This window comes from Ilumatobacter sp. (assembly GCF_041688325.1).
Lineage (GTDB): Bacteria > Actinomycetota > Acidimicrobiia > Acidimicrobiales > Ilumatobacteraceae > Ilumatobacter_A.
This window is the reverse complement of the sequence record NZ_JBDNIJ010000125.1, coordinates 1-21,038: the sequence shown is the minus strand read 5'-3', so window position 1 is coordinate 21,038 and position 21,038 is coordinate 1. Positions and strand designations below refer to the sequence as shown.

The window sequence follows — 21,038 nt, the reverse complement described above, 5'->3', positions numbered from 1 at the left end:
AGCAGGGCGAGTAATCTCCCAGCATGGCAAACGCACATCTCGAAGTCCTCGTGGAGCCATTTCGCGAGAATGATCCCGGCCCGCACGTGTCAGCCGTCATCGAAGCTGCAACCGCCGCTGGCCTCGTGCCCGACATGGGCCCGTTTGCCACTGAAATCCAGGGCGACATCGACGTGCTGGCAGGTGCCATCGCCGAGATGATCCGGGCCGGATTCTCCAACGGTGCCACCGCAATGCAGCTACGCATCGAAACCACCTGAGCCGCTCTGACCTGTCACACCAATGTCACACCCAGGTCAGACCAAAGTGCGACAAACCGCTGCGCCACGCTCTGGCCACGTCGCTGAAATGACCGTCAGCTGGTACGTGTCAGGATGCGCAGCGATCCAGTGGCTGCGCGTTCTTCGAAGCGATCTGACGCCAAGGCGGGCAGATAAATTTGCTCGTAAGGCGGTCGGCCTCCGTCGGCCGGATCTGGGAACACGTCGTGGATCGCCAACGTGCCACCCACGGCAACATGGGGCGTCCAACGTTCGTAGTCGAGCCGTGCCGGTTCTTCACCGTGTCCGCCATCGATAAAAAGAAAGCTCAGCGGAGTGGTCCATGTCGCGCCGATCGTCGGCGAACGCCCAACCAATCCCACGACGGAGCCTTCGAGGCCGGCGTCATGAATCGTCGCCCGGAAAAACGGCAGCGTGTCCATCTTTCCAATGCGCTCATCGACAACCTCAATGTCGTGGTGGTCCCAGCCGGCCTGGTTCTCTTCAGAGCCGCGGTGATGGTCGAGTGCAAACAGCAAGATGCCTGCACCCTCGGCCACATCGCCGAGCCACACCGTTGATCGGCCACAATACGAGCCAAGTTCGAGCATCGGCATCCCAGGCATCGCCGCAGTCGCAGCGCGCGCAGCTTCCCACAGCGCATCTCCCTCTTCAGCCGGCATGAAGCCTCTGGTGGAAAGCGCAAGCGAACGACGGCCCTCAGACAGCATGGCGACAGTCAATCGTTCAGCTCGACCAAGTGTTCCAGTGGATGATCGTGTCGGGGTCGGGCCGCATCGCTGTCTTGAAGTCCGTCCCCTTCGTGTAGGCGAGCGGACTGAGAACGGCTTGCTGCACCGAGTCAAACGGGATCCCGACAACATCGGCGATCTGCTCTTCCATCATCAACCCGACAGTGGTCCAGCATGTACCGAGCCCGCGGGCGCGTGCCGCCAACATGAAGCTCCACATTGCCGGCAGTACGTTGCCCATCGATGAGGCTGCCGACATTGCAGGTACACCGTCCAGCCGGCCAGTCTTCGTGCAGGCAATCACCAACGCCGGGGCGTCGGCCATATGAGCTGCGAGGTACTCAGCTGAGTCGGTCACGCGGTCTTGCTGCGCCTGACCCTCCGCCGTTTCGCGTTGCAGCGATCCTGCGTACACACCGTCCATAGTGCGGTAGATATCGAAGCACTTGCCGTAGATCTCACCGATCGCAGCCCGTTTTGCCGGGTCGGTGACCACAACGAACTGCATCGTCATCGTGTTCGAACCGGACGGGGATTGCATCGCCATTGCCACGCACTCACGAATCAGATCGTCATCGACCGGGCGATCAAAATCGAGGCGTTTACGCACCGCACGGGTGGTGGAGAGCAACTGGTCGGACGACAAATCAAGCTGTGACATGCAATGACCCTAGAACGGGCGACCAATTCGGGCCCGAACCGTGGCAACATTGGTCGGGCATGACCGCTGACAGCGAAAGCCCCCACTATCCAGCCGAGCCGACGCCAGGCAATCAGGCGGCGTTGGACAATCTCGTCAAGCTGCTCGACCTCGAGGTGATCGAGGTGAACATATTCCGGGGTGCGTCGACTGATGAAGATCGTCAACGGGTCTTCGGCGGTCAGGTCGCAGGTCAAGCCCTCGTTGCTGCTGCGCGGACAATTGACGAGCCCGGCCGCATGGTCCACTCGCTCCACGCCTACTTTCTTCGCCCAGGCGACCCGACGACACCGATCCTCTACGAAGTCGATCGCATCCGCGACGGCCGCAGCTTCACCACTCGCCGTGTCGTGGCCATCCAGCACGGCCGAGCGATCTTCAACCTGCAGGCCAGCTTCCACAATGAGGAGCCAGGTCTCGACCATCAGCTCTTGATGCCGACCGGCCTCCCAGAGCCCGAGTCACTCCCCGATTTCAAGACGCGCAACGCGCCATACGCAGACCAGCTCGGCGACTACTACGAGCAGCCCCGACCGATCGACCTGCGGTACGTCACCGGTGACCCAATGAGTCGCAACGGCGAGAAATCGACCTCGCAACAAGTCTGGTTGCGCACCAACGGCCAGCTTCCTGACGACCCGGTGCTCCATGCCTGCATCGTCACGTACGCGAGCGACATGACGTTGCTCGACACCACGATCCTCCCCTTCGGCATGTCATGGGCGAGCGGCGACGTGCAGATGGCCAGCCTCGACCATGCCATGTGGTTCCACCGCCCGTTCCGCGCCGACGACTGGCTGCTCTATGACCAGACAGCGCTCAGCACATCATCAGCGCGCGGCCTTGCTGGCGGCGCGATCTTCACCTCCGACGGACGCCTTGCGATCAGCGTGGTGCAAGAAGGCCTCACCCGGGTGGGCCGGGCTTGAGCCACCGACGCATCCTCGTCGCATCCGTTGTCGGTGCTGCACTTACCGTTGCGGCGTGCGGCGGTGGGTCCGAGTCCTCCGGGAAAAATCCTCCGAACGACCCGACCGCCACGTTCGCAACCGTCCCGGAACCCGAGGAGTCATCAACCGAGTCCGAGGACACCGGGGTCGCAGCTGACGAGTCAATCGCCACGACCCTCCCCGAACTCGCACCCTCCGGCGGCAACGACCTGCCGACTGGCACGCCAGAGGAGCTGTCCACTGCTCCGGCCACCACCATCGCTACAGGCCCGCTACCAATTCCGGTCGTCACCCTGGTCGATGCCGGCACGTTCGACACTCCTGTCGAGTTGTTCAGCCGCGTTGGCGACCCGCGCCACTTTGTCGTCGAGCAGAACGGCCGGATCATTGCCGCCGACGACTTGTCGGCCGAGGTGATGCTCGACATCACCGACCTGACGGCAGCCGACGGCGAGCGCGGCCTCCTCGGCGCGGCATTTCACCCCGCTCAAGATCTCGCCTACGTGCATTACACCAACGGCGATGGCACCACCGTCGTCGACGAGTACGCCATCGACCCGGTCACGGCAGTATTCGACCCCGGCAGCCGTCGCGAAGTGTTGACCGTCGAGCAGCCTTTCGGCAACCACAACGGTGGCGAACTCGCCTTCGGCCCCGACGGGTTCCTGTACCTCGGGCTGGGTGACGGCGGATCAGCCAATGATCCCGAGCGCAATTCGCTCGCGTTGGCGAGCCGACTCGGCAAGATCCTCCGCATCGACCCGCGCGAGTCGGGCAACGAATCGTTCACAATCCCAGCCGACAATCCGTTCATCGGTGTCGAGGGAGCCGACCCTGCCATCTGGGCGTTGGGTCTGCGCAACCCGTGGAAGTTCTCCTTCGATACGCCAACCGGCGATCTCTGGATCGCCGACGTCGGTCAGGGCGATCTCGAAGAGATCAACTATGCGCCAGCGATCGACGGCCAGGGTGCTGGCCGCGGCCTCTCGTTTGGGTGGAGCGCCTTTGAGGGAACTGCTCGATTCAACGACGACCAGGACGCCGACGGTCACACTCCTCCAATCGTCGAGTACAGCCACGATGATGGCGACTGTTCGGTCAGCGGTGGAGTGGTCTACCGCGGTGAGGGCATTGCCGACCTGCAGGGTTGGTTTGTCTACGGCGACTTCTGCTCGGGCCGCATCTGGGGATATGACCCCACCTCGCAACCCGGCGCGCCGATCATTGTCGAACTGGCTCAGCAGCCGAACCTCGCAGCGATCGCGATCGGCGGCGAAGGCGACCTGTTCGCCGTCAGCAACGTTGGCACCGTGAGTCGCTTCTCCCGAGCCTGACTCGCTCGCCCTGTCTGCGTGATGGTTTTGGTCAACATGTCAACCACAACCATCACGCAGACGCCTGGGAAGGGGGAAGGGGGAAGGGGGAAGAGGGAAGAGGGTCAGCCGACTCGCTCAAAGGCGACGCTGCGTTCGGCCGGGTCGGCGCTCACCAGTTTGACCTGGATGTCATCGCCGGGATCGACATGGCGTGCCACCACTCGGGCAACCACGGCGGGATCGCAGACCTGGATGCGAGCACCACGGTCGTCTTCGTCGGTGATCACCGCATCGAACACTTCGCCCTCACGGCCTTGTAGCACGATGGCCTCGGCGAGGTCGATGACAGCGCGGTCGACGCGGTTTGCACGAGTGTCACCCTGGCGCATGGCTTGAGGCAGTTCGGTGAACGCATGCTCGACCTCGTCGGGAACGGCATCACCGTTGGCAACAGCCAACGCAGCTTCGATCACGTAGCGGTCCGCCAGGCGACGGAGCGGCGCAGTGACGTGGCTGTATGTCGCGGCAACAGCCGCGTGCCATGGCTTCTCATTCGAGTCATACGGCTCGTACGCAGCGCCGCCGCTGGCCCGGCGAACTGCGAGAAGGAAGGCCGACGTTTTCGGATCGTCTTTGGGCAGCGATTCATTGAACGAGGCCAGTGACTGGTCCTTCGGCCACTGCAGCCCGAATGCCCGCGCGGTGTGACGCAGTCGACCAAGGCGGCTCTCGTCGACGGCCGGCATCGTGCGGAACAACCCGGTCTTGGCGGCGAACAGCGCATCGGCGACTGCCATGTTTGTGGCGAGCGACATCGCAGCGTTCTGGTTTTCGGCATCGTCGCGCGGCCGGAACTGGAGTGCGAAGCCACCATCGGTGCGAACGACTTCTTGCTCAGGCATCTGAATCCGATCGGCACCACGCGCCTGCTCGCCAATCTCGAACCGTCGCGCAAGTTCGGGAAATGCCTCGGGAAGGTCCGAAGGCGTCACCGTTGAATAAGCGAGTTTCGCTCGGTTTCGGATCATCGACCGTTCGACGCCGTCGAGTCGAACCCCGCCATCGGCTGCGATCTTGACCGTGAACACGACCGCTGGCTTCGGGCCGCCCGGAAGGAGGCTGCCGGCATCTTCTGCGATGCGCGGCGGGTGGAGGCCGGCACGAGCGTGCGGCATGTAGACGGTAACGCCCCGCTTCCATGCTTCATGATCGATGGCGTCGCCGGGCCGCACAAACCAGCCGACATCGGCAATGGCGTAGTGCAGCACGACGCTGTCGCCCGACATCTCGATAGCGAAGGCCTGATCGAGGTCAGTGCTGCTCGCCGGATCAAGCGTCAGGAAGTGCATATCGGTCCGATCGACGTGCGGCGACTGACCGTTGCCGAGTGGCCGTTTGGCAGCGACCTCTGCAGCTGCCAGGACCTCCGGCGGATAGTCACCCGGGACGTCAAAGTCGACCTCCAGTTGGGCAAACCCTTTCCGGAAGTCAGCGAGCGTCTCCGAAGGCATGCGCATCCACGCACGATACGACGCACTCACGAACACGGAGCAGTCATCCAAGCCGAACGGAGGCCCGGCGACCTCTGGGAAGAGTCCGGACTGTCACACCCAGGTCTGACCGAAACGTGACACGGACCGAAACGTGACACGTGGACATCAGGACGCTCAGCAGTAGCCGCCGCGATATCCACTTTTGGCCCGAGGGCAAAGGATCACTCAGCAGCAGGGTCGCCAGCAGCCGTCAGTCTTTCAACAACCCTCAGGGCGCTCAGGTGGTCCGAGGACAAGGTGCGCCACGACGAAGTTGCCTCCGGCAACGAGGAGTTGGCGGAACGCAGTGATCGGGCCTCCTATGCGGCCTGAGCTAGCGGCGAGCGCCCATGAACATGCCTTTGAGCGCTTCGTAGTGCTCGATGACATGACCGGCGCCGAGGACCACTGCTTCGAGTGGCACGTTCGACATTCGCACTGGAACTTGGGTTTCCCGTTCGATCCGTTCGGCGAGCCCGCGCAGCAGACCGCCACCGCCGACGAGATACATGCCACGCACAAGGAAGTCCTGCGACAGTTCGGGCGGCGCCTTCGACAGGCACCGGATGACCGACGCGACGATCGACGAGATGACGTCTTCGATGGCGAACCGCACCTCTTCAGGTGTGAGGAGCACAGTTTTTGGGAGGCCGGTCATGAGGTCGCGCCCACGCACCTCGGCCTGGTTCTCGTCGCTCGTCGGATCAGCCGACCCGATCGCGACCTTGATCTCTTCGGCTGTCCGCTCGCCGATGGCGATGCCGTGTTCGCGACGGACATAATTCTGGATGGCGGCGTCGATATCGAACGACCCGACCCGCACTGCTTCGAGCGCAACGATGCCGCCGAGCGAGATGACTGCGGTTTCCGAGGTGCCACCGCCGATGTCAATGACCATGTTGCCGACGGGCTCGTCGATCGGCAGGTCAGCGCCGATAGCTGCCGCCATGGGCTGTTCGATCAGGTTGGCGTCGGCTGCGCCTGCTCGACGGGCAGCATCGGTGACCGCTCGGCGCTCGACTTCGGTAATCGCTGACGGCACACAAATGACGACCTTGGGACGAGTGAATCGGCTGACGCCGACGCGCTGCAGCAACAGGCGGATCATGCGCTCGGTGATCTCGAAGTCAGTGATCGCCCCGCCGCGCAATGGACGCACCGCAACGATGTAACCGGGCGTACGCCCGATCATCTGCCACGCCTCACGGCCAGTCGCAAGCACTTCGCCGGTCTGCCGGTTCAGGGCGATGACCGACGGCTCGTTGAGCACGATGCCGCGGCCCTTCATGTACACGAGCGTGTTTGCCGTGCCGAGGTCGATCGCGAGGTCACGTGCCATCAGGCAGACCTGGCCAGCAGGGCGAAATTCAGAAGGCTGCGACGTTGCATGACAGCTTCATTCTGCCTCAGGACAAGCGCAGAAATCGGGAGCCTCGACGCGGCACCGGTCACGAATTCAACGAATCGTCGTCATCAGCGTCCCGCTCAGCCGACTTGACCCGATCGACGGTGGGTTTGCGAGCCTCCGACGAGAGTGCATCGATTTGTCGGCGAAACGAGTCGACGCCGTCCTCGTCGGCTCGCCCGCGGAGTGCGAGGCCGAGAATCACGGCGACCACCACGATGGCCAGCACACTGATGACCACGATCATTCAGAGTTCCCGACTGATTGTGCATCGCGGATGTCGTGTGCCCCGGTGCCCCAGTCGGCGCCGTCGGCCCAGACTTCGTGCTTCCAAATCGGAGCTGTTTCCTTCAGTGCGTCAATGGCAAACCTGGCAGCCTCGAAGGCGCTCGGTCGATGCGGCGAAGAAACGATCGCAATGACCGACGACTCACCGATCTGCAACTCGCCGGTGCGGTGCAACAACACGACGCGACCGACGTCAGGCCAACGCACGCGTAGTTCGTCGCCGATGGCCTCGAATCGCACAACTGCTTGTTCCTCATACGCCTCGTAGGTGAGGTGCTGGACGCCGTCACGGCCTTCGGCATGGTTCCGAATTGTTCCGCTGAACAAGACAACAGCACCACAGTCAGGCCGAACAGCCCACTCGTAGGCAGCACCAATCGGCAGTTCCTGAGCGGTGAGACCGAACCAATTGTTGCCTTGCACCGGTGCATCCACGCTGGTCATCGTAGCCGACCTGGTGACATCGTCAGGTTGCCGCAACACGTTTGACTCCACATTCGTTGCGCGATGGCCATTCCCGATTCCGCATCGGCCCCAGCCGCGATCACCCATGGCGATTTCAGCACTACAGTCTCCAACTCGTGGAACGCGCACCGCTCCCCCCGCATGAAAGAACGTGGAGGCATCCATCCGAGATTGGCCCGACACGGGTCGAAGTCGATCGTGGATCCGGCCATCGGTTTGTCGCGCTTGCCACCGGGGCGCTTGCTGTTGCTCTCATCGCCGCGCTGGTCGTCACGGTCACGCCAGGTGGATCAGCCGACGCCCCCATCGCCGTCAGCGCCTCAACCTCACCTCCGGTTCGTGAGTCGATTCGTGCCGCTGCGAACACGGCCATCGCCGCTGCAGAAACGATCCGCTCGGTCCGCTTGGTCGAGGCAACCGCAATTCCGAGCGCCATCGCCGATGTCCCTGCTGGCGCATATCGCTCGGCCGATTCATCGGACCCGCAAGCGGTGCTGCCCGACCTCCACGATCAGGTCCTCGTCCTGACCGACCAGTACGCCTATTCGGTTGCCTGGAGCGACGTTGCACGTCTCGACGTGGCAGGCGACGCTGTGGTCGTGCGCTCCAATGGAGAAATCGTCGCTCGTTTCAGCAATGGCCGCTTGATCGTCAGCCACGACTCGTTGGTCGGCTCGGCACTCGCTGCCGACTGACAGCAACGAACTCTGTCAACGAACTCTGTCACCGAACTCTGTCAACGAACTCTGTCAACGAACTCGTGGAGCAACGCTCAACCCTGTCGAGCGCGCCACCAGCGACGCCCAACCAAGACCGCAACGATCGTGATGACCAGCCCAAGGCCGACACCGACGCCGAGCGACAGTTCTTGCCGACGCTTTGGCGACACCATGGTCCACCATCGTGCTTCGGTGCCTTCGACATACGCCTGCTCGTTCGTGACCGTCGGCTTCCACCCTTCGGCCAACAACCGTCCGTTCGAGACGACCCAAGGTTCGCGGGTGTAGGAGCGCAAACCTGGCGGAATCGGGCCCCGCTGGAAACGCCAGCGGACGGCGCCAAGTACTTCTGAGACCCGCTCCGGAAGCGGGATACGCGGCCGCTCGCCTGACAGCGCTCGAACTCGCTCGCCCGGAATCCATCCTTCAGGTGCAACGTTGTAGACCCCGTCGAGACGGCGCTGCACCGCCAGCACGATCGCGGAGGCCAAATCATCGAGGTGCAAGAACTGCGACGGCGGGTCGTCTTCGGCAAAACGTTGGCCGAGGCCCGAGACCAGTGCGCCTGCGAGTTGGGACGTGCCGTCTTCAGCGAGGGAAATCGCCGGGCGCAGCACCGATGTCGCTCGACCGGGCCTGCTCCGACGCCACTGCTCGACGAGTTCCTCGGCCGATGCCAGTTGGCGGGCGAACACGAACTCGGTGTCGGGACGAAGCACCGTTTCTTCCGTGAGGGGAAACGGGTTGTTAGCGTTGGCGCCGTACACCATGGCCGACGACACGAACACCACTTGGTCCGCCGAGACCACATCGGCGATGCCGAGACTCGTCGTCGCATGCTGTGTCGAACTCTCACGGTGTTTGGCAAGCCAGTCATGATCGTTGCTCGCCATATCGATGACGACATCAGCGGTGTCACCGTCAAAATCGTCCAAGCTGCCAGTTGTCTCGAACACCGTCACGTTGCCCAGAGCCCGAAGCCCCTCGACCACTCGTGTTTGCAGCGGCCCTGTCGCTCCGGTGATGACGACTGTGAGTTCGCCCGTCGTCGCTGACATCACGTTGCCGGGGGCATCGATCAGCGCTGTCACCAACCCGACGCTAGTGCCGCCGCGGCCTCGACGGGAGGTGTGTCCACTTCGGCGATGTCGACCGCGGCCAGATCGCCGCTGCCTCCCGTATCCTTCGAGCATGGACGACGGCAACGACGACGCCATCACACCCGGTGGAGATGACGCTGGCAACAACCCGTTCGCGGGAATGCCACTGTTCGGTGATCTTTCCAGGGCCCTCTCAGGACAGGGCCCCCTCAACTGGGACGCGGCGCGCCAATTCGCGCTCCTCGCAGCCAGCGGCGGGGACATGGCCGGAGCGATGGTTTCCGGTGGGAACGTTCCGGTTCCGACCGCCAACATCGAGCCAAGTGTGCGCATCAAGTACGCCGAGCTCGCAGGGATCGCTCGGCTCCACGTTGCCGACGTCATGCAACTCACCGTCATTGAGAGCGACCCCGAAGTCGCCACTCCCGAGCAATGGGCTGCACAGACGCTCGACGCCTACCGGCCTCTGTTCAACGACATGGCGACATCGCTCGGACAGACCGGCAACGACGACGGGTCCGGCGACCCGATGATGCAGATGATGGCAGGCCTCAGCAAGATGATGGCGCCTGCGATGATGGGCATGTCCGTCGGCTCGATGGTTGGCGGGCTCGCACGCCGAGCATTCGGGGTCTACGACTTGCCGATTCCTCGGGAAGGCGGCTTCGCGTCGAAGCTCGTCGTCGTCCCCCCGACAATCGACAAGTTCGCCGCTCACTCCGATATCGAGCTCGACGAGATGCGGCTCTGGGTCATTGCTCACGAGATGGCAGGCCACACCTTGCTCTCGATCCCGCACATTGCTGACCACCTGCGGTCATTGGTCCAGCGACACGTCGGCGCATTCCGGCCCGACTCGTCCGCGATGACTGACAAACTCACCTCGCTCGATATCGACCAATCGGACCCGATGGCCGCAATGCAGGCCGCATTCGGTGACCCAGAGATACTCCTCGGCGCCGTGCGGTCAGCCGAGCAGATCGCCCTTGAACCCGAACTCGACACCGCCGTCGCCGTCACGATCGGTGTGATTGACTGGGTCGTCGACGCCGTCGCCGTTCGGATCATCGGCGGCAATGCGCTGCACATTGCTGACGCAGTCCGTCGCCGCCGTGCCGAAGTATCACCTGACGACTTGTTCGTCGAGCGACTCCTCGGAATTCGCCTCGGCGCCGATCAAACCGCTCGCGGTAAAGCCTTCGTGCAAGGTGTCGTCGACCGTGGCGGCGAGAACGGATTGGCGCCGTTGTTCAGCGACGCCGACGCGGTGCCGACGCCGAACGAGATTGAGGCGCCCGGCCTCTGGCTCGCGCGGGTTGCTGATTTCGACTCCGCCGACTGACACTTCGCCGACTACGCCGCCGGCCGTCACTCCGGCTGGTCCCAACGACCAGGTTGACAAGTGTCCCGGCGGCAACAAGGCCAACGATCAGAAAGCCAACCGGGCCCGACACCTGGATGGCGACGGCAAAGAATGCAGCCAAGGCCCACGCCAGCTGAAACTGCGTTTCAAACTTCGCGAAGGCTCGACCCTGGTTGGCACCCGGAGCATCGCGCTGCACGATGCTCTCGAAACTGAGCCGTCCGACGGCCGCGACCATGTTCAGGGCGCCGGCCAAAATCACCGCGCCCACCGGGCCCCCGAGCGCCGCTGTGCCGACACCGGCAACGGCTGCGACGACCAACGACGCGACCAACATTGTTTCTTCGCGCATTCGGTTACGCAGGCGCGGCGCGATCGCGTTGCCCACCATGGCAACAAGGGCTGACACGCCGACGACCGCGCCAAACCAAAACGTTCCCTGGTCTTGCGAACGCAGCCAAAACGCCAGATGGAAAAAGGTGAACCCGACGCAACCGCGCAACACGGTCATCGCGATGGCACCGTTCTGCAGACTGGCCGACCGCAGTTGCATTGATTCATCGTGGTCGACGCCGTGAGCTGCGACGACCTCGCGAGGCAGCCGGGTGGCGCTGAAGAGCGCCGCGCAGAAAATCAGCGTGCCGTAGATCAACGTTGCGGACGCGCCGATCGTCTTGAGCAGGATCGCTGCCGGGATCACCGCGGCCGCACCAGTCAGCCCAGAAATCAGGCCAAGTTTCGAGTTTGCCTCAACCAACTCGTCTTGGGAACGAACGGTCGACGGGACGAGCGCTGACTTGGACACGACATACGCCTTCTGCAGCACGAGGTTCGCAAAGACCAGTGGGAAGAGTGCCAGTGCGTCGATGTAGCGCGCCATGAAGAACAGCAGCACGGCACGGGCGATGGCAATAACCTGGATCACGAAGCGGCGGCCGCCGGCCACGCGGTCGATCGCCGGGCCGATCAGTGGGGCGACAAAAAGAAACGGAGCGAACCCGATCGCCAAGAAAAGCATCACCCGCGTGCGCGCCGCTGTGAGGTCGATGTCGAAGAACAGCGAGTCGGCGAGCGCCACGACCATGGCTGCGTCGCCGCCCATCATCAGGGCATGAGTGATTGCCAACCGTCGGAACTTGGACGGTGCCGGCCGGGCGGCAGATGTCGGTCGTTCCACTGAACAGATAGTAGGCCTCCGCGCTGCAGGGCTATGCCGTCTCGGCCCCACAGAACCATCTGTGACGGAGCGACTCAGCAAGTCGGCTAGGTTGCCCGACTCGTATGGCAGTTACTGCTCCAGAGCGCCCGACCCGTTTCGATGTGCCGACGTGGATGCGCTCAGCACTCGTTTTCGGTTTGATCTATACCTTCCTGGTCGGCGTCTCCGCCCTCGAAAAGGGCATCAAGATCATGGGCGAGGACACGCAGGAGCGCTTGTTCTCGAGTGTCAGCAATCCGATCGCGGGCCTGTGCGTCGGCATCCTCGGAACGGTGCTCGTCCAGTCGTCGTCCGCATCCACGTCGATCATCGTCGGGCTGGTTGCCACCAAGGGCATCAGCGTCGACGCGGCTATTCCGATGATCATGGGCGCGAACATCGGTACGACCGTCACCAACACCCTCGTGTCGCTCGGCCACATCAGGCAGCCCGCCGAGTTCAAGCGAGCATTTGCCGCCGCGACCGTGCACGACTTTTTCAACGTGCTGGCTGTCGCCATTCTTCTTCCGGTCGAACTCGTGACGGGCGCGATCTCAAAGACTGCGACGTGGATCAGCGACCGGCTGGTTGGTACGGCCGGTTCCGAGTGGAAGAGCCCGGTCAAAGCCTAGGTGAAGAAACCCGTCGAGTGGATCGTCAACATCGAAGATGCCGTCGGGCTCACCGGCAACGTCCTCGGTACGTTTGTGGTGATCACCGGGCTCGTCATCGTGCTACTCGCGCTCACTTTCATCACGAAGAACATGCGCAAACTCGTGGCTGACCGCGTCGAAAAGTCAATCAACACCGCGCTCAGCAAGGGGTCAGGCTCGGTTGCAATGCTGCTCGGCCTCGTCATCACGGTCGCCGTGCAGTCGTCCAGCATCACCACCTCGATCCTCATTCCCCTCACCGCTGCAGGCGTGCTGTCGTTGCGCAACGCGTACCCGGTCACACTCGGCGCCAACGTCGGAACGACGATCACGGCGTTGCTTGCTGCCCTCGCTGCTTCAGTGCCCGAAGCGCTCACCGTCGGGCTCGCCCACACGACCTTCAACGTGATGGGTATCGCGGTGCTCTACGTCTTGCCGTTCGCACGCGACGTCCCAGTCCGGCTGGCAGAGGGCCTCGCGGAGATTGCGGTCAAACGTCGCGTCTGGGCCGTTGCCTACGTCATGACGGCATTCATCATCCTCCCACTCATCGGTGTTGCCCTGTTCCGATGAGTCAGTACCCGGGCCAATTTTTCAACCAGCAACTCATGAGGGAAGTTCGATCATGGTGATGTCATTTTTCAGCAAGCGAGAAGGCGGCCTCGATCACATCGTGTCACGAGCAGTCGGGATGCTCGGCGACGCGCGGCACTCGTTCGATCTGGCGACGCTCGCCCTGCTCACCAACACCGACACCGCTGCGGTCGAAGCCGACATCCGCGACACCGACCAGCGCATCAACCATATGGAGCAGCAACTGCGTTCCGAGTTGGTCGTCCACGTCACTGTCCAGGGTTCGTCCGACATCGGGTCCGTGCTCGGCATGATCCTGCTGCTCAAGAAGATCGAGCGCATCGGCGACCAGGCGACCAATGTGCTCGACCTCGCCGAAAGTGGTGTCCGTCTGGCTGGCGAAACCGACACCGAGGCCATGCTCGCAGAGCGCGGCTTGATCTCGACGATGTTCGGCGAAGCAGCCGACCTCCTGGCTGAGCCCAACGACGATCGCAAGGAGGAGTTCGCCATTCGCGTGCTCGCCCTAGTCGCCGAGCACCAAGCCAAGATCGAAAGCTACCTCCACTCCGACCGGCCCGGCCGCGAGGTCGTACCCCGTGCGATCTACTACCGCTACCTGAAGCGGATCGTCGCCAACCTGCTCGGCATCGTTCGCACCGCCGCCGGCCCCCTCCCGTCCACCATCACCCAAGAAGACGACAAAGACGACTGACTCAGCAGCAGCAGAGAGGCGAGGGTAGAGAGGCGAGGGCAGAGAGGCGAGGGCAGAGAGGTGAGGTCAAGGCGCCGAGGACAGAGTTGAGCTTGCTCAATGACCGACGACGGCAACGCAGAAATCGCCACACCTGGCCTCAGCGAGAGTATTTATAACCCAAACCGCGGATAGTGGTGATGAGGGTGGGGTTGCTCGGGTCAGCTTCCAACTTGCTCCGCAACCGCTTGATGTGCACGTCGAGCGTCTTCGTGTCGCCCACGTAGTCGTATCCCCAAATCCGGTCGATCAACGTCTCACGCGGCAGCACACGGCCAGCGTTGACGAGCAGCAGGTGGAGTAACTCGAACTCCTTCAACGGAAGGGTCAGTTCTTCACCGGCAATGGTGATGCGATGTGCTTCAGGGTCAAGCATGACGTTGCCCACTTCGATCGTTCCAGTGCCGAGACCTGCGGTCGAGTCTGGCGTCTCGCTCGAACGTCGGAGTACTGCCCGAATTCGTGCTGCGAGCTCGCGGATTCGGTACGGCTTCGTGACGTAGTCGTCTGCACCGACTTCGAGCCCGACGACCGTGTCGATCTCCGCGCTCTTGGCGGTGACCATGATGATCGGCACGCGGCTCTTCTTGCGGATTTGGCGACAGACCTCGATGCCCGAGAGCCGCGGCAGCATCACATCGAGCAAGACCAGATCGGGAGAAACGGCGTCGAACTTTTCGAGCGCGTCGACACCGTCGACGGCTACGTGCACCGTGAACCCTTCACGGACGAGACCGATGTTGAGGGCTTCGACAAATGATGGTTCGTCTTCCACGACCAGAATCACGGCTTCACCCATCGGACATGCTCACCTTCTGTGGCGGAGTTGATCCCGCCGTTGCTGCAAGCCGACCGGGCGCCGGCTGCAGTTCGGTTGGGTTGCCCGGCTCGTTCACTTCGGGCGATGGCACGACGAGTCGGGCGGGGAGGCGAAAGGTGAATGTCGAACCCTCGCCCTCTTGCGATTGCACAGAGACGACGCCGCCGTGGTTGTTTGCAACGTGTCGGACGATGGCAAGGCCCAACCCGGTTCCACCGGTCTGTCGGGCACGCGCCTTATCGACTCGATAGAACCGTTCGAACACTCGGTCGAGGTCGGCCGCGGGAATCCCGACGCCCTCATCAACGACAATGACTTCGACCCACCGTTCGTTACGACGGATGCTGACTTGGACGAGCCCGCCGTCGTCGCTGTACTTGACGGCGTTCTCGACAAGGTTGCCGACGGCCGAGCTCAGCTGTGGTCGGTCGGCCTGAATCCACAATCGATCTGAGGCGCCGATCGTTTCGACTTGGACCTGGTGACCATCAGCTGCCATCCGGCCTCGGGCCACGGCCTCGTCGACGACCGCAGACAGGTCGACGGCGTCGTCGAGGCGACGGCTCAACTCGATGCGCGACAACTCGAGCAGGTCGTCGATCGTTCGTGCCACACGGTGTGATTCTTCGACGACTCGGCTCGACAGTGTGTTGATCACCGTCGGTTCGGTTTCGTCCGCGAGCATCTCAGCCAGAACAGCGATGGCGCCGACGGGTGTCTTGAGTTCATGCGAGATGTTCGCCACAAAGTCAGTGCGCATCGAGTCGATGCGGACTCGTTCGCTGATGTCGTCGATCGTGGCAACTGCGCCGCCACCCGGGATCGGCATCGCGTCAATGCTGTACGTGGTCTTTGGCGGCCCCTGCAGCTCAACGATTCGTCCGGCACGCACGCCCGAGCGCGTCTCGGTGAAGAGTTGTTGCAGGTGCGCGTCCACGATGACACCGGCGTGCGTGCCCGTCAGGGCATCTGCGGCTCCGTTGCGGTACGTGGTCTTCAGCGATGCGTCGCACACCACGACTCCCATCTGGAGATGGTCGACAGCGCTCTGCAATCCCAACGCGAGATCGGCGCCAAACTCCTCGGCAATGTTGCCGGCGGCCGTGACTGCGCTGCCCGTCAGATCGTTGCTTGCAGCCTTTGGACGACGAACTGTCCGAGCTGTCCGGTGTGCCAGGACGACCCCGATCACGAGACCGATGGCTACTCCGCCAAACAGTGCGACGATCGAAGGCACGTCAGTTCTCAGCCCTGGGCTGCTGGCACGACGACGCCGTCGACGATCTCTGGCGGGTCGTTGACGCTCTCGGCATACGGATGCTCCGGGACCCAGCCATCGACGATGTAGCGAACGCGGTCGCCGACGTTGACAGCGTGGTCGCCAATGCGCTCGAAGAAGCGGGCGACCACGGCGAGTTGCACAGCGACTTGGAGGTCGATGGTGCCGGCCGCATGGCTTTCGAAAATCACCTGGATGAACTGGCGTTGCAGATCGTCGAGGTACGAGTCCATGTCGTGCAGCGCTGCGGCTCGAGGGCCATCAAGGTTGATGTACGCCTCGGTTGCTTCCTTGAACAGCACCCGCGCCTGGTCGCCCATTTTCTGGATGACGCCGCGCAAGCTGGGGTCGAGATCGTGACTGTAAATACGTCGAGCCGCCTTACAGATGTTGACGCAGAGATCGGCAGAGCGCTCGATGTCAGCAATGATCTTGATGGCTGAGACGAGCGAACGAAGGTCGGATGCGACCGGGGCTTGCAGCGCAATCACGCTGAAGCATCGCTCTTCGAGTTCGACCGCCTTGGCGTCGTATTCGTCGTCGCCCAGAATGACGTACTCAGCTGCTTCGAGATCACCATCGAGGAGGATCTGGGTAGCACGCGGCACGAGTTCGGTGACTCCGGCGCTCATCCGAGCAATGCCCGCGCCGATCTCGGCAAGTTGTTCGTGGAAGTTGGAGCGAAGTTCTTTCGACATCAGCCGAACCGTCCCGTCACGTAGTCCTGCGTCTCTTGCTTGGCAGGGTTGGCAAAGATCTTCTCGGTCGTGTCCATTTCGACCAGCTTTCCAGGTTTGCCGGTGCCTTCGATGGTGAAGAAGCCGGTGCGGTCACTGACTCGTGCTGCCTGCTGCATGTTGTGCGTGACGATCACGATGTTGTACGTGCGCTTGAGCTCGAGCATCAGTTCTTCAATCGCCAGCGTCGAAATCGGATCGAGCGCCGAGCACGGCTCGTCCATCAGCAACACATCAGGCGACACTGCAATTGCGCGGGCGATGCAGAGACGCTGCTGTTGGCCACCGGACAGGCTCGAACCCGGCTTGTCGAGACGATCCTTCACCTCGTTCCAAAGGTTGGCACCACGCAACGACTCCTCGACGAGCTCGGCTCCCTCGGTTTTGCTCAGCCGCTTGGAGTTGAGCTTCTTACCCGCCAACACGTTGTCAGCAATCGACATGGTCGGAAACGGGTTGGGGCGTTGGAACACCATGCCGATCTTGCGTCGGACCGCCACCGGATCGACACCGGGGCCATACAGGTCCTTGTCGTTGATCACGACACTGCCTTCGACGTAGGCGCCGTCGATGACTTCGTGCATCCGGTTGAGCGAGCGTAAGAACGTCGACTTGCCACAGCCCGACGGGCCGATCAACGCAGTGATCGACTGCGGGTTGATCGTCATCGAGACGTCTTCCACCGCCTTGAACGCTCCGTAGTAGATGTTGAGATCGGTGACGTCGATGCGGTTCGGCAAGTCAACCGGCGCATTCGGATCCGATTCGACCGCCGAGCCGATGCCGGCCTGAGTCGCTTGTGCGGAGTTCGGCATGATCGCTGCACCGTTCTGGGTCGAAAGGAGGGGGCTTGAAGTTACCGAGCGGTTCATTTCAGACCCTTGGGCTTGAGGATGGAAGAAAGGATACGGGCCCCGGTGAAGAGGACCGCCACGATGATGACGAGTGTGAGCGCCGACGCCCATGCTCGATCGAGGCTCGCGTCACGCGGCAACGTCGGGAATGCGTAGGAGTTGTAGGTGAAGACGGGCAGTGTTGCCATACGTCCCGAGAACGGGTTGTAGTTGACACCTTGAGCAATGCCCACCGTGATGAGGAGCGGCGCTGTTTCACCGATCACACGAGCAATCGCCAACACAATGCCGGTCAAGATGCCGGCGACCGCAGTGGGCAGGACGATCTTTGCGATCGTCTTCCACTTCGGGACGCCCAAGGCGTACGACGCCTCGCGCAGTTCGTTGGGCACAAGACGCAGCATCTCTTCGGACGCACGGACGACGACGGGCGTCATCAGCAGCGTGAGTGCAATCGCTCCGGCCAAGCCCGATCGGTGACCGGGGCCATCAACGAGAACGAAGAATGCGTACGCAAACAGGCCCGCGACAATCGACGGGATACCGGTCATCACGTCGACCAACCCGGTGACCCACTTGGCGAATCGAGTCTTGCCGCCGTACTCAACGAGATAGATAGCAGTGAACAATCCGAACGGTATGGAGAAGGTTGCGGCCAGTGCAGTAATGATCAACGTGCCGATGATGGCGTGGTACGCGCCGCCGCCCTCACCGACGACACCGCGCATCGTCTCGGTGTAGAAAGCCCAGTCGAATCGATTCGAGCCGCGATCCACAACAGTCCAAACAACCGAGATGAGCGGCAGCAGGACCACGGCGAAGGAACTCGTCATGACCGCGGTGGCGAGCCGGTCGGTTGCATGACGCTTCGACTCCACGATGCGCGAGACGACGTACGTCCCAATGATGTAGGCCAAAATCGTCACAATCACCCAGCGCGCCCAGTTGATGCTGCCGGCAGGCAGCCACGTCAACGCTCCGAGAACAACGGCCCCACCGAAGATCGCGAACATGCCCTTGCCGGCAAGTTCGCCACTCGTAATGTCGCCATTCGAGTCAGAGCCGACACCGGTGTCGGGGCCGAGATGGTCAGTGGTCATCGTCATCCGTCAGCTCCAGAAAATCCAGTATCGGCGATCCGACGCGCGAGTGCATTGACCCCAAAGGTGATGATGAACAGCACCAGGCCGGTTGCAATGAGTCGGTTAACCTCGAGGCCCGACGATTCCGGGAACTGGAGCGCGATGTTCGCAGCGATCGTGTTTGAGTTCGAGTTGGTGATGATGTTCCAGAAGTATCCGTCGGCTGGCGACAGGATGATGGCCACGGCCATCGTCTCGCCGAGTGCACGGCCGAGGCCCAGCATCGCTCCGGAGATCACACCCGAGCGACCGTAGGGGAGCACTGCTTGGCGGATCATCTCCCACCTGGTTGCACCGAGTGCCAGGGAGGCCTCTTCGTGGAGTCGCGGCGTCTGGAGAAACACTTCTCGTGAGATCGCTGTGATGATCGGCAGCACCATTACCGCCAGCACGATGCCGACGGTCAGCGTGGTCCGGCCGCTGGTTGACACATTGACATCCGACCCAAAGAACGGCAGCCAAGCGGCGTAGTCGTCGAGCCAGGGATACAGCGTGCGCGAGAGAATCGGGGCGAGAACCGTGATGCCATAGATGCCGTACACGACACTTGGGATGGCAGCGAGAAGATCAATGAAATACCCGAGGGTCAGCGAGAGTCGCTTCGGGGCGTAATGGCTGATGTACAGGGCAACAGCGACAGCAATCGGTGTCGCGATCAGGAGTGCGATCGCTGCGATGTAGACCGTGCCGAGCACCAGTGGGCCGACGTATCCCACGAACGAATCGCCACCACGCTCAAGGTCGGACTTGTCGCTCGCGGTGAAGACAGGCAGACCTTCCTTAATGAGGAAGAGGGCCACCGAGGCGAGGGTGACCAGGATCAATGAGGCCGCGCCAAACGAGAGACCAAAGAAGACTTTGTCGCCGGCCTTGCTAATCTTCTCATCGCCAAACGGCGAGTCGGGCTCGGTCTGTTGCTTCGGGTTCTCAATGATCGTCACTACGGTATGTCTCCGAATTCGTCAGCACCAAAATGCTGGGGAACGTGAGCAACGGCGGGCCGGTCCAAACAATGTGGACCGGCTCGCCGTATGACTCCGGTTGGGGGGTGGGGGATCAGCCGCCGACGCTGATGGCGTCGATCGACTTCAGCATGTCGGCACGGACCTCGGGGGAAATCGGTGCCGAGCCTGCTGCCGCGGCCGCATCGGCCTGGCCCTGCTCAGAACCGACATAGGTCATGAACGCCTTGACGAGATCGACGGTTGCCTGATCCGGGTACTCAAGGCAGACAATGTGGTACGAGACCAGAGCGATTGGGTACACATCAGCCGAATCGGGCGTGCGGTTCACTTCGATGGCGAAATCGAACTCGTTGCGACCCGTGTTGCGCTCGGACGCATCGACGACGCGACCGGCTGCTTCTGGGCTGAACTCGACGAAGCCGTCACCGACACCGACAGCTGCGGCCGGGAGGCTGCCGATCTGGCTGGCATCGGCGTAGCCGATCGAGCCTTCACCAGCTTCAACAGCTGCCACGACACCGGAGGTGCCCTGAGCGCCTTCGCCACCGCCAGGACCATCATCCCAGATCTCGATCTCACCGAACGTCCAGACAGCGGGTGCCGACTGGCTCATGTAGTCGGTGAAGTTCTCCGACGTGCCGGACTCGTCCGAACGGTGCACCGGGTTGATGTTGAGGTCGGGAAGCTCGACGCCATCGTTGGTGGCGGCGATCGCCGGGTCATTCCAGTTGGTGATCGTGTTGGCAAAAATTCCGGCGATGACCTCGGGGGTGAGGTTCAGTGTCGCGTCGACCGACGGGAGGTTGTACGGGATGGCGATCGGCGAGATGTAGTGCGGCAAGTTGATGGCACCTTGGTCCCCGACACAACGCTCCTTGGACGCTTCGAACTCCTCGTCCTTCAACGCGGCGTCCGAGCCAGCAAAGTCCGAACCGCCCGAGAGGAACAGCTCGCGACCGCCACCGGAACCAATGGCGTCATATTCGATGGTGGCATCAGAGTTGAGGCCTTGGAAGCCGGCCTGCCAGCCCTGCATGCCTGCGGCCTGGGCCGAAGATCCTGCACCGACGAGGGTGCCAGAGACAACCATACTTGCAGCCGGCTCTTCGCTGGCGGCGGCGGTCGTCTCAGCAGCCGGCTCTTCGCTGGCGGCGGCGGTCGTCTCAGCAGCCGGCTCTTCGCTGGCGGCGGCGGTCGTCTCAGCAGCCGGCTC

The 21,038-nt window shown here is 62.5% G+C and carries 23 protein-coding genes; 8 read left to right on the top strand and 15 right to left on the bottom strand.

Annotated elements, in window-relative coordinates; translation table 11 throughout:
* Window positions 1-23 precede the first annotated feature (23 nt).
* A complete protein-coding gene (locus tag ACH2EI_RS08385) occupies window positions 24-260 on the top strand; it encodes a thiamine-binding protein (RefSeq protein WP_395152566.1) in 237 nt (78 codons plus the stop codon).
* A 95-nt stretch (window positions 261-355) separates the two neighbouring features.
* Here ACH2EI_RS08385 and ACH2EI_RS08380 read toward each other — a convergent pair whose 3' ends face one another.
* Together ACH2EI_RS08380 and ACH2EI_RS08375 are read right to left on the bottom strand one after the other, a co-directional pair.
* Complete coding sequence (locus tag ACH2EI_RS08380; protein ID WP_395159693.1) at window positions 356-943, bottom strand: class I SAM-dependent methyltransferase; 588 nt, start codon at window positions 941-943, stop codon at window positions 356-358.
* 64 nt (window positions 944-1,007) lie between these two features.
* On the bottom strand, window positions 1,008-1,673 hold the full coding sequence (locus ACH2EI_RS08375) for a nitroreductase family protein (protein ID WP_395152568.1): 666 nt from the start codon (window positions 1,671-1,673) through the stop codon (window positions 1,008-1,010).
* Window positions 1,674-1,732: 59 nt separating this feature from the next.
* Here ACH2EI_RS08375 and ACH2EI_RS08370 point away from each other — a divergent pair, with 59 nt between their 5' ends.
* Together ACH2EI_RS08370 and ACH2EI_RS08365 are read left to right on the top strand one after the other, a co-directional pair.
* A complete protein-coding gene (locus ACH2EI_RS08370; RefSeq protein WP_395152569.1) occupies window positions 1,733-2,641 on the top strand; it encodes an acyl-CoA thioesterase in 909 nt (302 codons plus the stop codon).
* Window positions 2,638-3,996, top strand: coding sequence for a PQQ-dependent sugar dehydrogenase (locus tag ACH2EI_RS08365; protein ID WP_395152570.1), 1,359 nt, complete (start codon window positions 2,638-2,640; stop codon window positions 3,994-3,996). The genes ACH2EI_RS08370 and ACH2EI_RS08365 overlap by 4 nt, the downstream gene beginning before the upstream one ends.
* A gap of 104 nt (window positions 3,997-4,100) precedes the next feature.
* On the opposite strand, the gene ACH2EI_RS08360 is transcribed toward ACH2EI_RS08365, so the two are convergent.
* The 4 genes from ACH2EI_RS08360 to ACH2EI_RS08345 all read right to left on the bottom strand — a co-directional run bounded on the left by ACH2EI_RS08360 (window position 4,101) and on the right by ACH2EI_RS08345 (window position 7,647).
* Complete coding sequence (locus ACH2EI_RS08360) at window positions 4,101-5,495, bottom strand: RNB domain-containing ribonuclease (protein WP_395152571.1); 1,395 nt, start codon at window positions 5,493-5,495, stop codon at window positions 4,101-4,103.
* A 349-nt stretch (window positions 5,496-5,844) separates the two neighbouring features.
* Window positions 5,845-6,849 carry a rod shape-determining protein gene (locus ACH2EI_RS08355; RefSeq protein WP_395152572.1) on the bottom strand — a complete coding sequence of 335 codons (1,005 nt, stop codon included), beginning with the start codon at window positions 6,847-6,849 and terminating at the stop codon, window positions 5,845-5,847.
* 109 nt (window positions 6,850-6,958) lie between these two features.
* A complete protein-coding gene (locus ACH2EI_RS08350; RefSeq protein WP_395152573.1) occupies window positions 6,959-7,162 on the bottom strand; it encodes a hypothetical protein in 204 nt (67 codons plus the stop codon).
* Complete coding sequence (locus ACH2EI_RS08345; protein ID WP_395152574.1) at window positions 7,159-7,647, bottom strand: molybdenum cofactor biosynthesis protein MoaE; 489 nt, start codon at window positions 7,645-7,647, stop codon at window positions 7,159-7,161. Before ACH2EI_RS08345 ends, ACH2EI_RS08350 begins: the two co-directional genes overlap by 4 nt.
* A gap of 137 nt (window positions 7,648-7,784) precedes the next feature.
* On the opposite strand from ACH2EI_RS08345, the gene ACH2EI_RS08340 reads away from it, so the two are divergent.
* Entirely contained in the window at window positions 7,785-8,363 is a 579-nt protein-coding gene (locus ACH2EI_RS08340) for a hypothetical protein (RefSeq protein ID WP_395152575.1), read from the top strand.
* 77 nt (window positions 8,364-8,440) lie between these two features.
* Here ACH2EI_RS08340 and ACH2EI_RS08335 read toward each other — a convergent pair whose 3' ends face one another.
* Complete coding sequence (locus ACH2EI_RS08335) at window positions 8,441-9,478, bottom strand: NAD-dependent epimerase/dehydratase family protein (protein WP_395152576.1); 1,038 nt, start codon at window positions 9,476-9,478, stop codon at window positions 8,441-8,443.
* A 100-nt stretch (window positions 9,479-9,578) separates the two neighbouring features.
* Between ACH2EI_RS08335 and ACH2EI_RS08330 the strand changes: the two genes are divergently transcribed.
* A complete protein-coding gene (locus ACH2EI_RS08330; protein WP_395152577.1) occupies window positions 9,579-10,829 on the top strand; it encodes a zinc-dependent metalloprotease in 1,251 nt (416 codons plus the stop codon).
* Here ACH2EI_RS08330 and ACH2EI_RS08325 read toward each other — a convergent pair.
* On the bottom strand, window positions 10,738-12,027 hold the full coding sequence (locus tag ACH2EI_RS08325; RefSeq protein ID WP_395152578.1) for an MFS transporter: 1,290 nt from the start codon (window positions 12,025-12,027) through the stop codon (window positions 10,738-10,740). The two genes, ACH2EI_RS08330 and ACH2EI_RS08325, sit on opposite strands and share 92 nt — an antisense overlap.
* Window positions 12,028-12,131: 104 nt before the next feature.
* On the opposite strand from ACH2EI_RS08325, the gene ACH2EI_RS08320 reads away from it, so the two are divergent.
* From ACH2EI_RS08320 to ACH2EI_RS08310, 3 genes are read left to right on the top strand one after another with little or no spacing between them, the layout of a single operon-like run.
* Window positions 12,132-12,680, top strand: coding sequence for a Na/Pi symporter (locus ACH2EI_RS08320; RefSeq protein WP_395152579.1), 549 nt, complete (start codon window positions 12,132-12,134; stop codon window positions 12,678-12,680).
* A complete protein-coding gene (locus ACH2EI_RS08315; protein ID WP_395152580.1) occupies window positions 12,681-13,274 on the top strand; it encodes a Na/Pi symporter in 594 nt (197 codons plus the stop codon).
* Between the two features lie 58 nt (window positions 13,275-13,332).
* The gene (locus ACH2EI_RS08310) at window positions 13,333-13,989 is read left to right on the top strand and encodes a PhoU domain-containing protein (protein WP_395152581.1); all 657 of its coding nucleotides are present in this window, start codon (window positions 13,333-13,335) and stop codon (window positions 13,987-13,989) included.
* Window positions 13,990-14,128: 139 nt separating this feature from the next.
* On the opposite strand, the gene ACH2EI_RS08305 is transcribed toward ACH2EI_RS08310, so the two are convergent.
* The 7 genes from ACH2EI_RS08305 to ACH2EI_RS08275 form a co-directional block, all read right to left on the bottom strand.
* A complete protein-coding gene (locus ACH2EI_RS08305) occupies window positions 14,129-14,827 on the bottom strand; it encodes a response regulator (RefSeq protein WP_395152582.1) in 699 nt (232 codons plus the stop codon).
* Window positions 14,820-16,085: an ATP-binding protein gene (locus tag ACH2EI_RS08300; protein WP_395152583.1), complete on the bottom strand. Its 1,266-nt coding sequence runs from the start codon at window positions 16,083-16,085 to the stop codon at window positions 14,820-14,822. The genes ACH2EI_RS08305 and ACH2EI_RS08300 overlap by 8 nt, the downstream gene beginning before the upstream one ends.
* A gap of 8 nt (window positions 16,086-16,093) precedes the next feature.
* Window positions 16,094-16,825, bottom strand: coding sequence for a phosphate signaling complex protein PhoU (gene phoU, locus ACH2EI_RS08295; RefSeq protein WP_395152584.1), 732 nt, complete (start codon window positions 16,823-16,825; stop codon window positions 16,094-16,096).
* On the bottom strand, window positions 16,825-17,604 hold the full coding sequence (pstB, locus tag ACH2EI_RS08290) for a phosphate ABC transporter ATP-binding protein PstB (RefSeq protein ID WP_395152617.1): 780 nt from the start codon (window positions 17,602-17,604) through the stop codon (window positions 16,825-16,827). The genes phoU and pstB overlap by 1 nt, the downstream gene beginning before the upstream one ends.
* A 128-nt stretch (window positions 17,605-17,732) precedes the next feature.
* The gene (gene pstA, locus ACH2EI_RS08285; protein ID WP_395152618.1) at window positions 17,733-18,818 is read right to left on the bottom strand and encodes a phosphate ABC transporter permease PstA; all 1,086 of its coding nucleotides are present in this window, start codon (window positions 18,816-18,818) and stop codon (window positions 17,733-17,735) included.
* Window positions 18,819-18,820: 2 nt separating this feature from the next.
* On the bottom strand, window positions 18,821-19,795 hold the full coding sequence (pstC, locus tag ACH2EI_RS08280) for a phosphate ABC transporter permease subunit PstC (RefSeq protein ID WP_395152619.1): 975 nt from the start codon (window positions 19,793-19,795) through the stop codon (window positions 18,821-18,823).
* A gap of 121 nt (window positions 19,796-19,916) precedes the next feature.
* Window positions 19,917-21,038 (bottom strand): phosphate ABC transporter substrate-binding protein PstS (locus ACH2EI_RS08275; protein WP_395159691.1); only part of this gene is annotated, 1,122 nt, incomplete at its 5' end.

Excerpts from the sequence above, each read along its gene's own strand:
- ACH2EI_RS08385 (WP_395152566.1), top strand. The coding sequence starts at position 24 with ATGGCAAACGCACATCTCGAAGTCCTCGTGGAGCCATTTCGCGAGAAT.
- ACH2EI_RS08380 (WP_395159693.1), bottom strand. The coding sequence starts at position 943 with ATGCCGGCTGAAGAGGGAGATGCGCTGTGGGAAGCTGCGCGCGCTGCG.
- ACH2EI_RS08375 (WP_395152568.1), bottom strand. The coding sequence starts at position 1,673 with ATGTCACAGCTTGATTTGTCGTCCGACCAGTTGCTCTCCACCACCCGT.
- ACH2EI_RS08370 (WP_395152569.1), top strand. The coding sequence starts at position 1,733 with ATGACCGCTGACAGCGAAAGCCCCCACTATCCAGCCGAGCCGACGCCA.
- ACH2EI_RS08360 (WP_395152571.1), bottom strand. The coding sequence starts at position 5,495 with ATGCGCATGCCTTCGGAGACGCTCGCTGACTTCCGGAAAGGGTTTGCC.
- ACH2EI_RS08355 (WP_395152572.1), bottom strand. The coding sequence starts at position 6,849 with ATGGCACGTGACCTCGCGATCGACCTCGGCACGGCAAACACGCTCGTG.
- ACH2EI_RS08350 (WP_395152573.1), bottom strand. The coding sequence starts at position 7,162 with ATGATCGTGGTCATCAGTGTGCTGGCCATCGTGGTGGTCGCCGTGATT.
- ACH2EI_RS08345 (WP_395152574.1), bottom strand. The coding sequence starts at position 7,647 with ATGACCAGCGTGGATGCACCGGTGCAAGGCAACAATTGGTTCGGTCTC.
- ACH2EI_RS08330 (WP_395152577.1), top strand. The coding sequence starts at position 9,579 with ATGGACGACGGCAACGACGACGCCATCACACCCGGTGGAGATGACGCT.
- ACH2EI_RS08320 (WP_395152579.1), top strand. The coding sequence starts at position 12,132 with ATGGCAGTTACTGCTCCAGAGCGCCCGACCCGTTTCGATGTGCCGACG.
- ACH2EI_RS08310 (WP_395152581.1), top strand. The coding sequence starts at position 13,333 with ATGTCATTTTTCAGCAAGCGAGAAGGCGGCCTCGATCACATCGTGTCA.
- ACH2EI_RS08305 (WP_395152582.1), bottom strand. The coding sequence starts at position 14,827 with ATGGGTGAAGCCGTGATTCTGGTCGTGGAAGACGAACCATCATTTGTC.
- phoU (WP_395152584.1), bottom strand. The coding sequence starts at position 16,825 with ATGTCGAAAGAACTTCGCTCCAACTTCCACGAACAACTTGCCGAGATC.
- pstA (WP_395152618.1), bottom strand. The coding sequence starts at position 18,818 with ATGACCACTGACCATCTCGGCCCCGACACCGGTGTCGGCTCTGACTCG.